The following is a 14,851-nucleotide window of genomic DNA, read 5'->3' as shown; positions in this document are numbered from 1 at the left end:
AGCAGTGTCACAGATGCGAAAAAGCAATTGAGTGCATATTTTGAGTTTTATAATCTGAAACGACCTCATTCGAGTCTAGACAAAATGACACCAAATGAGTTTTACTATGATCAGCTCCCCCAACAAAACAAGGTGGCTTAACTAGAGCGGAATATCACTTATAAATACGCTTTTAGTTGTTCAAACAAGTGGAACCACCTCTTTATTCACTTAGATAGACATATTAAAATGAAATGGCATGTAGCGATCTAGCTACATGCCATTTAACAAAGCTATATAAAGAATATTTAAAGTGCAGTTGTTTTACGTTGCGGACGTGGGCTTAAACGACAGAGGAGTTCATAACCAATCGTACCATTGGCTGTAGCAACATCATCTACTAAACGGTGCTTGCCCCATAACTCAACTTGCGTGCCTAAATCGACATTTAAACCAGTCACATCAATGGCAATCATGTCCATAGACACACGCCCAAGGACAGGTGTAAGTTTTGAGCCGATCGCCACAAAATTCGGCTGCGTAAATGTGCGTGGATAGCCATCGCCATAACCAATTGAAACAATGGCAATCTGCATGCTTTGTTCTGCGGTAAAGGTTGAGCCGTAGCCCACATGCTCGCCAGCATCTATTTGATTCAGAGCAATAATTTCTGCACTGAGCGTCATCACTGGTTTTAAATCGAGAGCATGCACATTGTGGGCAGCAAAAGGCGTTGCGCCATATAGCATGATGCCAGGGCGTACATAGTCAAAATGCAACTCAGGGTAACGATAGATTGCAGCAGAATTACAGCATGAAGCTAAAATTGGATGGCAATTGTCTTTGACATGCAAAAATTGGGCGACCTGTTGATCATTTAATGCATGATCACCATCGGCATTGGCAAAGTGCATGGTCAATACACAAGTAAACCCTTCAGCTTTCAGCATCTGAATTACATCTATAATTTCTGGAATTTTGAAACCTAAACGATTCATACCGCTGTTGAGTTTGACCCAAACCTTTAAGCCTTGTGCAATATAATCGGCTTTGTGCTGCAGTAACCAATCTAGCTGGGCTTGATGGTGCACCACACATTCAAGTTTGTGTGCCAAGACTTGCTGCATTTCATGTTTGGCAAAAACGCCTTCAATGAGGGTAATGGGCTGTGTATATCCTAATTCACGGATTTCTAAAGCTTCTTCCACACAAGCGACACCAAAGGCATCGCTGTCTTTTAAGGCTGCTAAGCAGTCTTTTACACCATGTCCGTAAGCATTGGCCTTGACCATGCTGACAATTTTCGCTGTTGGGGCAAGTTGTTTGACACGGTTTAAATTATATTGCAGTGCCTGACTGTCAATATAAACTGTTGCTTGGCGCACCCTAAATACTCCTACAGGGTCTGTGAAAATAATGATGCTGGGGATTATTCCTCATCATCGTACTGAGCATAATACTCAGGGGATAAGTTACTAAAACGGGTGTATTGGCCTTCAAATGCCAAACGTACCGTACCAATTGGGCCGTTACGCTGTTTACCAATAATAATTTCGGCTGTACCTGCTTCTTTAGATTCTTTATTGTAGACTTCATCACGGTAAATAAACATGATCAAGTCAGCATCCTGCTCAATCGCACCAGATTCACGTAAGTCAGACATCACGGGGCGTTTATTTGGTCGATTTTCTAAAGAACGGTTCAACTGCGACAAAGCAATCACAGGGCAGTTCATTTCTTTGGCCAAAGCTTTTAAGCTACGTGAAATTTCTGAAATCTCACCAACACGGTTATCACCCATGCCAGGGACTTTCATTAATTGTAAGTAATCGACCATGATACAACCGATTTTACCGCCATGTTGTTTGGCTATACGCCGTGCACGTGCACGAACTTCCGTTGGTGGTAGGGCAGAAGAGTCATCAATATACAAATGCTTTTCTTGCAGTTGTAAAATCGTACCTGTGACTTTGGACCATTCATCGCCACTGAGTTTACCTGAACGTAAATTGCCTTGATGCACTTTACCGTAAGCAGAAATCAAACGCATCGCAATTGAATCAGCAGGCATTTCCATTGAGTACACAAGGGCAGGTAAGTCATTATTGAACAAGACACTTTCGACCAAGTTCATAGCAAAAGTGGTTTTACCCATAGATGGACGTGCAGCAACAATAATCAAGTCACCCGCTTGCATCCCTGAGGTCTTATTGTCTAACTCTACAAAGCCCGTAGTTAAGCCTGTAATGTTGCCTTCCATTTTGGAAAGCTCATCTAGCTTGTCAAATACATCGGCAACAACACTGGAAATTGCTTTAGGGCCTTGCGCTTTGGCATTGTTATTGTGTTGTTCAGCAATCTGGAAAATATTAGTTTCGGCTAAGTCTAAAATTTCACTGACACTACGGCCTTTAGTGTCATAGGCATTTTGTAAAATTTCAGAACTAACTTTAATCATATTTCTAAGAGTAGAGAATTCTTTAATTTTCGTGGCATAGGTTTCTAGGTTATAAAAACTAGAAGGTGAATCTGCCATGAGTTGCATCAAGTATTCTTCGCCACCTGCGGCTTCAAGCAAATTCTGTTTAATGAGCCAGTCATTTACCAATACGGCATCATAAGGCGAGTTTTCTTTAGAAAGAGAATCAATCGCACGGAAAATATATTTGTGGCGCGTTGCATAAAAATCAGATTCTTGTAAGACATCACCCACTTGCTCAAAAGATTCGGCCACAGTCATTAATGCCGCTAAAACAGCTTGCTCAATGGCTAGGTTGTGCGGTGGTGTGCGGAACTCTTTTAAGGGGCTGTTCTCATTCGGTTTTAGATCAGACTTTGTAGTATGTTGCTTTGCGCTGGCATTCGCCTGTGACATATAAATCCCTGATTTTTAAAACAGTAAATCGCTGAATAATACATGGGGGAGAGAACTTAAAACTCAAGCTACTTTCCACTTCACGATGATACGCCCTCTAGAAAAAAAAGCGAGTAGATTTTGGCGAAGGATAAGTCAAATGCGAATTAGAAAAGGCGGGGTAAATATGAAAGACAAAAAAAGAGCATGCGTTAAGCATGCTCTTTCTTTTTGCGTAAAATTACTCAGATACGATAGTAACGAGAACTTCAGCAACAACATCATGGTGCAATTGGATTGCGATGTTGAATTCACCAGTGTGACGAAGCGCACCGTTTGGTAAACGAACTTCTGCACGGTCAACTTCAAGACCAGCATTCGTTAACGCGTCTGCGATGTCACGAGTACCGATAGAACCGAATAGTTTACCTTCATCACCAGCTTTAGCAGTGATTACGATGTTAACTTCGTTCAATTGGTCAGCACGTGCTTGAGCAGCAGCTAAAATTTCAGCTTCTTGCTTCTCAAGTTCAGCACGACGAGCTTCAAAAGCAGCAGTGTTCGCTTCAGTAGCAGCAACTGCTTTACCTTGAGGGATTAAGTAGTTACGGCCGTAACCAGCTTTAACTGAAACTTTATCGCCTAATTTACCAAGGTTCTTAATGCGTTGTAATAAGATAATATCCACAGCTCAACCTCACTTATGATTGTCAGTGTAAGGGATCAACGCTAAGTAGCGAGCTTGTTTAATAGCAAGCGCTAATTGACGTTGGTAACGAGCTTTAGTACCTGTAATACGGCTAGGAACAATCTTGCCATTTTCAGTGATGTACTGTTTTAGTGTATCGATATCTTTGTAGTCGATGTACGTAACGTTCTCAGCTGTAAAGCGGCAGAACTTGCGACGACGGTAAAAACGTGCCATTGATGTTCTCCTTAAGCTTCAGCAGAGTCTTGGTTAGCTTGTTGTGCTTCTTCACGTTGAGCTTTACGCGCACGTTTTTCTTCAGCACTCTTAGCCAATAATGACTCTTCAGTGATAGCGTTTTCACGACGGATGATTAAGCTACGAAGGATCGCGTCGTTATAACGGAACAATTCTTCTAACTCATCAAGCGTAGTTTGACCACATTCAACGTTCATAAGAATGTAGTGCGCTTTGTGAATTTTGTTAATTGGGTAAGCCAATTGACGACGGCCCCAATCTTCTAAACGGTGAATTTGACCTTCAGCTTCTTTGATGTGAGTTAGGTAACGTTCTACCATACCCACAACTTGATCGCTTTGGTCTGGGTGTACCAAAAGTACGATTTCGTAGTGACGCATTGTCAGCTCCTTACGGTTTATGCAGCCCCTGACTAATTTAATCAGAAGCAAGGAGTCACAACCGAAGTTGTGTCGCAAAATTGCGAAGCGTGAATTTTAGTGCTTTTGCCAAGTAAATACAAGACTTTGTGTGAGTAATGATCGCGAGATTTGTTTATTAGCAGAATCTATTGGTTTAATGGATGAAATAAATGAATAATAGTATGTAGCTAACTTTTATAAAGTTAGTATATTGAAAATTTTATTGAAGAAAATGAAAAAATTCTAGAAAAGTACAGCGTGTGAAAAGAGGGCAGGTACTCCATTAAAAGATAGAGCGGAACTCTATCTTTTAAAAAAGTATGATTTGCGTGGTTGGCGCAGTTGCCGTAAAGCTAAAACATAGGCTCACAACAGTAATTAAAATAACCGAAAATAGGAAAAAGCGTTTTGCCCATAATTGATCATTTTCTGCTTTAAAACCAATAATGCCCAAATACAACCAATAGATGCAGAGCGCATTTAAAATAACCAAATACAGCCAGTTTGCATAACCAAATACAAACAGTCCGTTCATGGCAATAGTAAACAACATGACATAAATCAGTGATTCAATTTTGGTACGCAGTATGGAACGCGCTACTGGCAAAATTGGAATATTGGCATTTTTGTAATCATCAAAGCGGTAAATTGCAATTGCCCAGGAGTGGGGCATTTGCCAAAGTGCATAGCCTAGAAAGATCAGCAGTGCAGCTAAGTCAAACTGGTTTGCAACCGCAGTATAACCAATGACAGGTGGGCTTGCGCCTGAAATACTGCCAACAATGGTTTGATGAATTGTTGTGCGCTTTGTCCATAGGCTATAAAAGCCCACATATACGACAAAACCAATCAGCGCAAAAAGAAAAGCGTATGCATTAACTCCAAACCATAAAATACTAAAACCGATTAAGCCCAATACAACCGAATAAATCAGCGCAATTGGAACAGAAACAGTTTTTTTCACTAATGCACGGTTTTGTGTGCGTTGCATTTTTTGGTCGATGTCTTGGTCAATAATATTGTTGACCACACATCCTGAGGCGACAACAAGTGTTGTACCAAGCAGAGTAAGCAGTAGGAGAAGGAAATCTACAGAACCTTGGGCAGCTACAAAGTAGCCACCCAAAGTGGTAATGAAATTACCAAAGAGAATTCCTGGCTTTGTCAGGAATAAATACTTTTTCAGCATGACAACCAGTTTAGATCATCATGTTGTAGTGTAGGTAGTTCATGATCCATACAGAACCAACCAAAAGGATGGCAATGGTCAGAATGGTATACACGAATGCAATCACGTTCCAACGTTGCTCTGAAGAAGAATTCATATGCAAGAAATAAATTAATTGAATAAGAATCTGAGCAACTGCTGTAATCGAAATAACAGTGATCAAAATACCACGGCCAAAACCACCTGCCATTACCATACCAAAAGGAATAATGGTAAGAATAACAGATAGGATAAAGCCAATCGTATATTGCTTAGTGTTACCGTGTGATGCACCAGCAGAGTTGTGATCGTGACTCATTAGAGAACTCCCATCAAGTAAACTACGCTGAATACACAGATCCAAACGATGTCAAGGAAGTGCCAGAACAAGCTTAGGCAAGCTAAACGACGCATGTTAGGAAGAGTCAAACCATATTTCTTGATTTGAATCATTAACACGATCATCCAAACTAAACCTGAAGTTACGTGAATACCGTGCGTACCAACCAAAGTAAAGAACGCAGATAAGAACGCACTTACACTTGGACCATGACCAGCATGAACTAAATGGTTGAACTCATAAAGTTCCATACCAATAAAGATCGCACCGAAAATCCAGGTAATACCTAACCAAGTTAAAACCTTAGCAACATCTTTCTTGTAAGCAGCTAAAACGGCAAAACCGAAAGTTACAGAAGAAATCAACAGGGCAAAAGTTTCTGTAAGAACGAAGCCTAATGACTCGCCAAACAAATCTTGAGCTGTTGGAGTGCCTACTGGAACGTGGCTACTTAATACAGCGAACGCGATGAAGAGTGTACCGAAAATTACAAGGTCACTCATCAAGTAGGTCCAGAAACCAAAGACGGTGATGTCGGTATCATCGTGGTGATGATGCTCATCGTGTCCGTGGTTGTCGTGATGAAGTACTTCAGCCATGTCTTAGTCCTTCTTCAAGTGTTTTTCAAGGATCGCATAGCGTTCGTTTTCAATACGCTCAACTTCAGCAGCAGGAACATAGTAGTCCACTTTCTTCGTGAATGAACTCACGATGAAGCTGATGATTGCAGCGATAAAGGTAACGAATACTAACCACCAAATATGCCAGATTAACGCGAAGCCCATTACTGTAATAAACATTGCAATAATGAAACCAGCTGCACGGTTGGTTGGCATGTGGATGTCTTCATACTTCGTTGGACGCGCGTATGCAACACCATTTTCTTTGTCAGTCCAGAAAGTATCAATACCATTGATCTTTGGAAGGTGAGCAAAGTTATAGAACGGTGCTGGAGAAGAAGTCGCCCATTCAAGCGTACGACCATCCCATGGATCGCCTGTAAGGTCTAAACGTTGGTTACGTTGTAAGAAACCAACCACGATCTGCATAACGAAGCAGAATAAACCGATAGCAATTAACACAGAACCGAAGAACGCGATTGACAAGTACGGATCCCATTCAGGGTTGTCATAAGTATTCAAACGACGTGTCATACCCATGAAACCAAGGATATACAACGGCATGAATGCAAAGTAGAAACCGAAGAACCAGAACCAGAATGCTGCTTTACCCCAAGTCTCATTCAGTCTCCAACCAAACATTTTTGGCCAGTAGAAAATGATACCTGCGAACATCGCGAATACAACACCACCAATAATTACGTTATGGAAGTGAGCAATCAAGAATAAAGAGTTGTGTACAAGGAAGTCCGCTGGTGGAACTGCCATTAATACACCTGTTAAACCACCGATACCGAAAGTCACAAGGAAGCCAAGTGTCCATAGCATTGGGGTAGTGTAGGTAATACGACCCTTGTACATAGTGAATAACCAAGAGAAGATTTTCACACCAGTAGGAATCGCAATAATCATGGTCATGATACCGAAGAACGCGTTAACGTTGGCACCTGCACCCATGGTAAAGAAGTGGTGAACCCATACAACAAGTGATAACACACCAATTGCAACGGTTGCGTACACCATTGATTTGTAACCGAACAAAGTTTTGCGCGCAAAAGTCGCAGTTACTTCAGAGTAAATACCAAATGCTGGTAATACTAAGATATATACTTCTGGGTGACCCCATGTCCAAATCAAGTTTACATACAACATTGGGCTACCACCCATGTCGTTGGTAAAGAAGTGGAAACCGAAGTAACGGTCAAGCGTTAACATCGCAATTGTCGCAGTTAAAACTGGGAAAGTTGCAATGATAAGTACCGAAGTAACTAATGATGTCCAAGTGAAAATAGGCATGTCCATAAGTTTCATGCCAGGCGCACGCATTTTGATGATGGTAACGAAGAAGTTAACACCCGTTAATAGCGTACCTAGACCAGAAACCTGTAGTGCCCAAATATAGTAGTCAACACCAACACCTGGAGAGTATTCGATACCTGAAAGTGGAGGATAAGCCATCCAACCAGTTGCAGCGAATTCACCTAATGCAAGTGAAACCATTACTAGACCCGCAGCACCAGCAAATAACCAGAAGCTTAAAGAGTTCAATAATGGGAAGGCTACGTCACGAGCACCAATCTGTAATGGTACAGAGATGTTCATTAAGCCAACAACAAGACCCATTGCCACGAAGAAGATCATGATCACACCGTGAGCGGTGAAAATCTGGTCATAGTGTTCTGGGTGTAAATAACCTTCACCACCACCTTTTGCAAGGAACTGCTGAAGACGCATCATGATCGCATCTGCAAAGCCACGAAGAAGCATGACTACAGATACAAAGATATACATGATACCAATTTTTTTATGGTCTACAGATGTGAACCATTCGTTCCACAAGTAGCCCCATTTTTTGAAGTAGGTAATACCAGCAACAACTGCAAGGCCACCTAAGATCATCGCTGCAACAGTAACCAATACGATTGGATCGTAAGGAATTGCATCTGGACCTAACTTACCTAATAAGCTCATGTCTTATTCCCCTTGAGAAGCAGTCGCATGTTCAACTGCTACATGAGTTTCAGAAGCAGGCGCTTCACCAGCCACTACAGGAGCTGAATGGTCAGCACCATGGTAGTTACTCATATAGTTATTGATCACTGATTCAAACAAGCCTTGCTCAACAGAAGAGTAATAAGTCACAGGATGTGGCTGAGTCTTATATGGACCTTCTTTTAAAGCCGTTGCAGCAAGTTCTTTCTCTAATTCAGTTTTGGCATTACGAACCATTGCATCAATTTGTTTCTGCGAACGGTTACCGTCACGTAAAGAAGCAAATTCAGCTTGATCTAAAACTGTTTTTTGAACAGCTTGAGGATTAATCGTCGTACCTTGACCTGCTTTAACAGCTGTTACCCATTGCTCAAAATCAGCTTGAGTTACAGAGTGAGCTTTAAAGCGCATTTGCGAGAAACCATAACCTGAATAGTTAGATGAGAAACCACGGAATTCGCCCGTGTTATCTGCTAAAACGTTCAAGTGAGTTTGCATACCCGCCATTGCATAAATCTGACCAGATAATGCAGGGATAAAGAACGAGTTCATTGTGAAGTTAGATGTTAAACGTAAGCTTACAGGCGTTTGCTCTGGGAAGCGTAATTCGTTAACAGTCGCAATGTTCTGTTCTGGGTAGATAAAGATCCATTTAAATTGTTCAGCAATAACTTGAACAGTTAAAGGAGCTTTGTCGGATTCTAGCGGACGGTAAGGGTCGTACTTGTGGGAACCCCACCAAGTTAACCAAGCTAAAATACAAATAATAATAACAGGTATACCCCAAACTACAATTTCAATTGCAGTTGAGTGTGACCATGTTGGTTGATAGTCTGCGTCTTTATTCGATGCACGATATTTCCAACCGAACCACAATGCCATAATTGCAGATGGAATAACCACCAATAGCATTAGGTAAATCGCAGTCATCATCAGGTTACTTTGACCTGAAGCAACTGGACCTTTTGAGTTCAGAAGTACTAAATCACCACCACACCCTGTTAAAAGTGCAGCCATCGTAGATAAAGACAATACAGCTAAAATCGTTTGTCTCATTTTACAACCTCGGTGAAGAGTCCCATTCCCTAATTTAATATGGGATAGCGATTAAAGTGTCGCATGATTAAAAAGACCTCGTTAGACACGAAAAACTCTTCTTAATCATCGGACACCGCTACGTTGTAGGGCATTATGCCTGATATCGACAAACTAAGCTATATATAAAGCCGCTTTAAATGCCTGTAATAAAAACCGATTTTGATACTCGGAATTATTTGTACTATTGAAAATTTATTATTATTTATCAAAGAAGTAAATAAAAAGGGATGATAAATCATCCCTGTATGCCAAAAAATCAAAATTATTGCTTTACGACTTTGGTTTTTGCTAATTTATCGTGTAGAGCTTGGCGTTTTGCTCCAAATGCAAAGGCATAATCTAAAATTGTGATGAATGGCATAAACATCATATTCAAAATAATGAAAATGATAGAGCGAATCGTAAAGACTCGCATTAGGCTCACTTTTTCATTGCTTTCTGCATCTACAATTTTAATTTTGGTTAAACGCTTACCAATACTTTGACCATTTTTAGCCAGTAAGAATGCTTGCAAGCCCAGCATAATGAGTAAATAAATTGCAATGGCTTGCCATGCTTGCATAGGAATCAGCTGAAATAACTCAGTTTGTAATTGAATGGCTTGATCTGAAGTGGTTGCCGCTTGCATCTTTTGTTGTAAGCCAGACAATTGTTCAAATTGATCTGCATTTAAGAAAAAAGAGGGAATAGCTGCTGCTGGTAGCCAAAGCAGCATATCAATAATTTTTGCTAGCGCACGACTGTTGATACTGGCTAACTCAGTTTGCGTTGTTTTGGTTTTTGTATTTTGTGATTGGCTATATTGTGCTGCAGTTGCACTATAGTTCTGTTCAGGCTGCTGAAAAGGAGATGCTTCAGAAGTCGGTGCTACATAGCCTTGTGGTTCATATACAAGTTTCCCTTGGGTGAGTTCACCTAAAGCTTTCCACTCGCTCATGCCTTGGTGCCAAGCCAAATCTGTCAGCAACACTTGTTGGCTGGCGAGCATTTGGTTGAGCTGCTCTAAGGTGTATGGCCCAGCTTGTTGATTATTTCGTGCCAAGTAAATTTGCATAAATATAAAATCTCAAAATAATAATTTGAAAAAAAACCCACGCAGGTGCATGGGTTTTCTTTTAACACGTTTTATTAAGCTTGTTGAGCTTTTTCTTCAGAAAGGAAGAACCAAGTGTCTAAAACTGAGTCTGGGTTTAAAGATACAGATTCGATACCTTGTTCCATGAGCCATTGCGCAAGGTCAGGGTGATCTGAAGGGCCTTGACCACAGATACCTACGTATTTACCAGCTTTACGGCAGGCATGAATTGCCATAGAAAGCAATGCTTTAACCGCAGGATCACGTTCGTCAAACAAGTGAGAAACAATACCTGAGTCACGGTCTAAACCAAGGGTTAACTGAGTCAAGTCATTAGAACCGATAGAGAAACCATCGAAGTGCTCAAGGAATTGTTCAGCCAACAATGCGTTGGTTGGTAATTCACACATCATGATCACTTTTAGACCGTTTTCGCCACGTTTTAAGCCATTTTGTGCAAGTAACTCAATCACACGTTTTGCTTCAGCAACTGTACGCACAAATGGAATCATAATTTGCACGTTAGTTAAGCCCATTTCATCACGTACTTTTTTCAAGGCACGGCATTCAAGCTCAAAGCAATCACGGAAGTTGTCAGACACATAGCGGCTTGCACCACGGAAGCCCAACATTGGGTTTTCTTCTTCAGGTTCGTATAACTTACCACCAATAAGGTTGGCATATTCATTCGATTTGAAGTCAGACATACGTACAATCACTGGTTTTTCAGCGAAAGCAGCAGCAAGGGTAGAAATACCTTCAACCAATTTTTCTACATAGAATTCGATTGGTGAAGAATAGCCCGCAGTGCGTGCCATTACAGCTGCACGTGTTTCACGTGGTAAGCTGTCAATGTTCAGTAATGCTTTCGGGTGCACACCAATCATACGGTTGATGATGAATTCTAAACGTGCAAGGCCAATCCCTTCGTTTGGAATTTGAGCAAAGTCAAATGCGCGGTCTGGGTTACCCACGTTCATCATAATTTTGAACGGAAGTTTTGGCATAGATTCGATAGAGTTCTTTTGAACTTCAAAATCTAAAGCACCTTCATAAATGAAGCCTGTATCGCCTTCGGCACAAGAGACAGTGACTTCTTGACCATCTGCTAATACTTCAGTTGCATTACCACAACCCACAATTGCAGGTACGCCTAATTCACGTGCAATAATTGCAGCGTGACAGGTACGACCACCACGGTTAGTAACAATGGCAGCAGCACGTTTCATTACTGGTTCCCAGTCTGGGTCAGTCATGTCAGAAACTAAAACGTCGCCTTCTTGTACTTTGTCCATTTCTTTAATAGACGTTACCACACGAACTTTACCAGAACCGATACGCTGACCAATTGAACGGCCTTCACAAATTACAGTACCTTTTTGTTTAAGCAGATAGCGTTCCATTGTGCCAACATTTTCACGGCTTTTTACTGTTTCAGGACGTGCTTGAACAATGTAAATTTGACCGTCGTCACCATCTTTCGCCCATTCAATGTCCATAGGTGCTTGATAGTGTTCTTCAATAATTAAAGCTTGTTTTGCTAGTTCTTGAAGTTCGTGATCGTTTAAAGAGAACTGTTGACGATCTTGTTTTTCTACATCTACCACTACAACAGATTTACCTGCAGCACCTTCTTCGCCATACACCATTTTTTGGTGTTTAGAGCCAAGGTTACGACGTAAAACCGCATGTCTACCCGCTTTTAATAGTGGTTTAGAAATGTAGAACTCATCTGGGTTAACTGCACCCTGAACGACCATTTCACCCAAGCCATAAGAAGCGGTAATAAATACTGCATCACGGAAACCAGATTCTGTGTCTAGGGTGAACATTACACCAGCAGCACCAGTTTCTGAACGGACCATACGTTGTACGCCAGCAGACAATGCAACAACATCATGATCGAAGTTTTGATGTACACGGTAAGAAATCGCGCGGTCGTTGTACAAAGAGGCAAAAACTTCTTTAATGGCAATTAACACGTTGTCGATGCCACGGATGTTGAGGAATGTTTCTTGCTGACCTGCAAAAGATGCGTCTGGTAAATCTTCTGCAGTTGCAGATGAACGAACGGCAACCGCGATATTAGGGTTGCCGTTAGAGAGTGCGTCAAAAGCAACGCGAATTTCTTGTTCTAGGGCTGCGGTAAGCGGAGTGTCGACAATCCATTGACGAATTTTTGCACCAGTTTCAGCAAGCGCATTCACGTCATCTACATTGAGCGTTTTTAGCTCTGCTTGAATTTTAGCGTTTAGGCCACTTTGCTCGAGAAATTCACGATAAGCAGCAGCTGTTGTTGCAAAGCCACCTGGTACAGATACACCAGCGTTTGATAAGTGGCTGATCATTTCGCCTAGAGATGAGTTTTTCCCACCCACAAGCTCAACATCGTGCTTCCCTAATTTTTCCAGACCAATTACGCGCGCTTCCAAAGTTATTACTCCACTTTTGCAGTATTAATCACTATCTTGTCATGAAATTATAATAAATCTACTTAGCAATATGATTTTACTAAGCGACAGTCATGTAAGATCGGTTTACTATAAAGATTATATAGCACTAAGACAAATGTTTAAGGAGAATTTTAATGTCAGATGGTAAACAAATTAAGCGGAGTGTTTTTTTTATTTCCGATGGAACTGCAATTACAGCTGAAACCCTTGGACATTCACTCTTAGCGCAATTTCCAAATGTAGACTTTGATATTCACATTCATCCTTATATTACGTCTGAAGAAGCGGCAATGAATGTGGTGACTGAGATTAATGCGCGTGCACAGCAAGATGGTCAACTGCCTTTGGTTTTTGACACGCTAGTAGATCAATATGTGCGTGACATTATTAACACTGCAAAAGCGATTAACCTAGATGTGTTCGAAGGCTTAATTAGCAAGCTTTCAGAGGAATTGGGTACACCACCAACCACCTTGGTTGGACAAACTCACGCAGTGACAGATTCTGAATCATATAAGGCACGTATTGATGCGGTGCATTTTGCCTTAGACAATGATGATGGCGCACGTACACGCCATTACGACAAGGCCGATCTGATTCTAATTGGGGTGTCACGCTCAGGTAAAACACCGACATCTATCTACTTATCTTTGCAGTTTGGTATTCGTGTTGCGAACTATCCATTAACCGAAGAAGACCTAGATGACAACCGCTTGCCAGCAGTCTTAAAACCACATAAACACAAGTTGTTTGGCTTAATGATTGATGCAGAACGTCTGGTTGCAATCCGTACTGAACGCAAGGCTAACAGTCGTTATGCGAGCTTTAACCAATGCCAAATGGAATTACGTGCTATTGAAGGTATTTATATTTCAGAAGGTATTAAGTATTTAAATGTATCTGAAATGTCGATTGAAGAAATTTCAACTCGTGTATTACAAATGACAGGTTTGAAACGTCGAATTGGATAATCAAATTAATATCATTAAAAGGGTCAAAATATTATTCTGACCCTTTTTTATTGGATATAAATAGAATAAAAATTAAGCTATTATTTATTTAAATGATAATGCTTTTGATGTGACTTAAAATGTAGTGATAATGGTATCCACAGGGTGGCTTTGACCGTCGATGCTATGCACACTATGCGCACAGACTTTTACAATAGGCCAAGTAATCAGAGTGCAATTTTCACGCTGCAAAGCCGCATAATAATGATCAGATTTAAAATAATGTTGATGTGTATCGGCAATGTTTGGGGTGAGCTGACGTTTGAGCCAAGTGTCTTTTACCTGCGCATCTAAAAAACGTAAAGCCAAAATATTTTTAACGCGGTTGTTAAACAAACGCCGATTTTTAAATACCAATGGATGGCTAATCAGGCGATGTATGCCACGTTCTGTGGCAGGCAAAACAAAATGCGGGGCAATCTGGAACACCTTGACCGAAGCCGCTTGTTGACAAATTTTATCAAGCTGTGCCACGCTGTCTTGATTGGCACCAATTACAGCCACATGTAAACCATCAAAATCAGACGGTTTGACTTCGGTAGCAGGAATACACTTACCTTGAAACTCTTGAAAATCTATCAGGCAGTTTTGGAAGGCGTGTCTATGTATGTCATGTTTAGGACTGACCATGCTGAATCCCTTATTTTATTCATTTTATAAATTAGAACATTTACTCTATTTTGTGAGGGCAGTACTGTTTGGTAAAGTCTTTTGTGCAGGCGAACCAGTCATTTCTGCAGATTGAAAGTTCAAAAAATGCAAATTTGAGTATCTAAAGTTAAAAAGGCCTCGCAATAACTAATGCCAGTCAGTTAAGCAAAAAAAGTTAAAATACTGTAAAAAGAGCGTATGTAAATACGCTCTTTTTTTATGAAT

Annotated in this window: 15 protein-coding genes; 2 read left to right on the top strand and 13 right to left on the bottom strand. The window is 40.9% G+C overall.

Going from position 1 to position 14,851, the window contains the following annotated elements:
* Positions 1–141: integrase core domain-containing protein (locus HHA43_RS12365; protein WP_168542702.1), on the top strand; the 141-nt coding region annotated here is incomplete at its 5' end.
* Positions 142–287: 146 nt separating this feature from the next.
* Here the strand turns inward: HHA43_RS12365 and alr are convergent.
* The 12 genes from alr to ppsA all read right to left on the bottom strand — a co-directional run bounded on the left by alr (position 288) and on the right by ppsA (position 12,944).
* Complete coding sequence (gene alr, locus HHA43_RS12360) at positions 288–1,364, bottom strand: alanine racemase (RefSeq protein WP_168417476.1); 1,077 nt, start codon at positions 1,362–1,364, stop codon at positions 288–290.
* A gap of 44 nt (positions 1,365–1,408) precedes the next feature.
* A complete protein-coding gene (gene dnaB / locus HHA43_RS12355; protein WP_168417475.1) occupies positions 1,409–2,854 on the bottom strand; it encodes a replicative DNA helicase in 1,446 nt (481 codons plus the stop codon).
* A 220-nt stretch (positions 2,855–3,074) separates the two neighbouring features.
* Positions 3,075–3,521, bottom strand: coding sequence for a 50S ribosomal protein L9 (rplI, locus tag HHA43_RS12350; RefSeq protein ID WP_004973150.1), 447 nt, complete (start codon positions 3,519–3,521; stop codon positions 3,075–3,077).
* A gap of 9 nt (positions 3,522–3,530) precedes the next feature.
* Complete coding sequence (rpsR, locus tag HHA43_RS12345) at positions 3,531–3,758, bottom strand: 30S ribosomal protein S18 (protein WP_004719336.1); 228 nt, start codon at positions 3,756–3,758, stop codon at positions 3,531–3,533.
* An 11-nt stretch (positions 3,759–3,769) separates the two neighbouring features.
* Positions 3,770–4,159: a 30S ribosomal protein S6 gene (rpsF, locus tag HHA43_RS12340; protein ID WP_168417474.1), complete on the bottom strand. Its 390-nt coding sequence runs from the start codon at positions 4,157–4,159 to the stop codon at positions 3,770–3,772.
* A gap of 331 nt (positions 4,160–4,490) precedes the next feature.
* On the bottom strand, positions 4,491–5,369 hold the full coding sequence (gene cyoE / locus HHA43_RS12335; protein ID WP_168542700.1) for a heme o synthase: 879 nt from the start codon (positions 5,367–5,369) through the stop codon (positions 4,491–4,493).
* Between the two features lie 10 nt (positions 5,370–5,379).
* Complete coding sequence (locus HHA43_RS12330; RefSeq protein WP_004973158.1) at positions 5,380–5,706, bottom strand: cytochrome o ubiquinol oxidase subunit IV; 327 nt, start codon at positions 5,704–5,706, stop codon at positions 5,380–5,382.
* Positions 5,706–6,326: a cytochrome o ubiquinol oxidase subunit III gene (gene cyoC, locus HHA43_RS12325; protein ID WP_168417472.1), complete on the bottom strand. Its 621-nt coding sequence runs from the start codon at positions 6,324–6,326 to the stop codon at positions 5,706–5,708. The genes HHA43_RS12330 and cyoC overlap by 1 nt, the downstream gene beginning before the upstream one ends.
* A gap of 3 nt (positions 6,327–6,329) precedes the next feature.
* Positions 6,330–8,318, bottom strand: a complete 1,989-nt coding sequence (gene cyoB / locus HHA43_RS12320) for a cytochrome o ubiquinol oxidase subunit I (RefSeq protein ID WP_168461399.1) — start codon at positions 8,316–8,318, stop codon at positions 6,330–6,332.
* A gap of 3 nt (positions 8,319–8,321) precedes the next feature.
* On the bottom strand, positions 8,322–9,395 hold the full coding sequence (gene cyoA, locus HHA43_RS12315) for a ubiquinol oxidase subunit II (RefSeq protein WP_168417470.1): 1,074 nt from the start codon (positions 9,393–9,395) through the stop codon (positions 8,322–8,324).
* 304 nt (positions 9,396–9,699) lie between these two features.
* Positions 9,700–10,491 carry an RDD family protein gene (locus HHA43_RS12310; protein ID WP_168417469.1) on the bottom strand — a complete coding sequence of 264 codons (792 nt, stop codon included), beginning with the start codon at positions 10,489–10,491 and terminating at the stop codon, positions 9,700–9,702.
* Between the two features lie 74 nt (positions 10,492–10,565).
* Positions 10,566–12,944 (bottom strand): phosphoenolpyruvate synthase, encoded by a 2,379-nt coding sequence (gene ppsA, locus HHA43_RS12305; RefSeq protein WP_168417468.1) that lies wholly within the window; start codon positions 12,942–12,944, stop codon positions 10,566–10,568.
* A 155-nt stretch (positions 12,945–13,099) separates the two neighbouring features.
* Between ppsA and HHA43_RS12300 the strand changes: the two genes are divergently transcribed.
* Positions 13,100–13,936 (top strand): pyruvate, water dikinase regulatory protein, encoded by an 837-nt coding sequence (locus HHA43_RS12300; RefSeq protein WP_168417467.1) that lies wholly within the window; start codon positions 13,100–13,102, stop codon positions 13,934–13,936.
* Between the two features lie 114 nt (positions 13,937–14,050).
* Here the strand turns inward: HHA43_RS12300 and HHA43_RS12295 are convergent, their stop codons facing one another.
* Positions 14,051–14,605 carry a flavoprotein gene (locus HHA43_RS12295; protein WP_168461401.1) on the bottom strand — a complete coding sequence of 185 codons (555 nt, stop codon included), beginning with the start codon at positions 14,603–14,605 and terminating at the stop codon, positions 14,051–14,053.
* Positions 14,606–14,851 lie beyond the last annotated feature (246 nt).

It is taken from the genome of Acinetobacter sp. A2 (genome assembly GCF_012371325.1).
Lineage (GTDB): Bacteria > Pseudomonadota > Gammaproteobacteria > Pseudomonadales > Moraxellaceae > Acinetobacter.
This window is presented reverse-complemented; position numbering and strand designations above follow the sequence as displayed.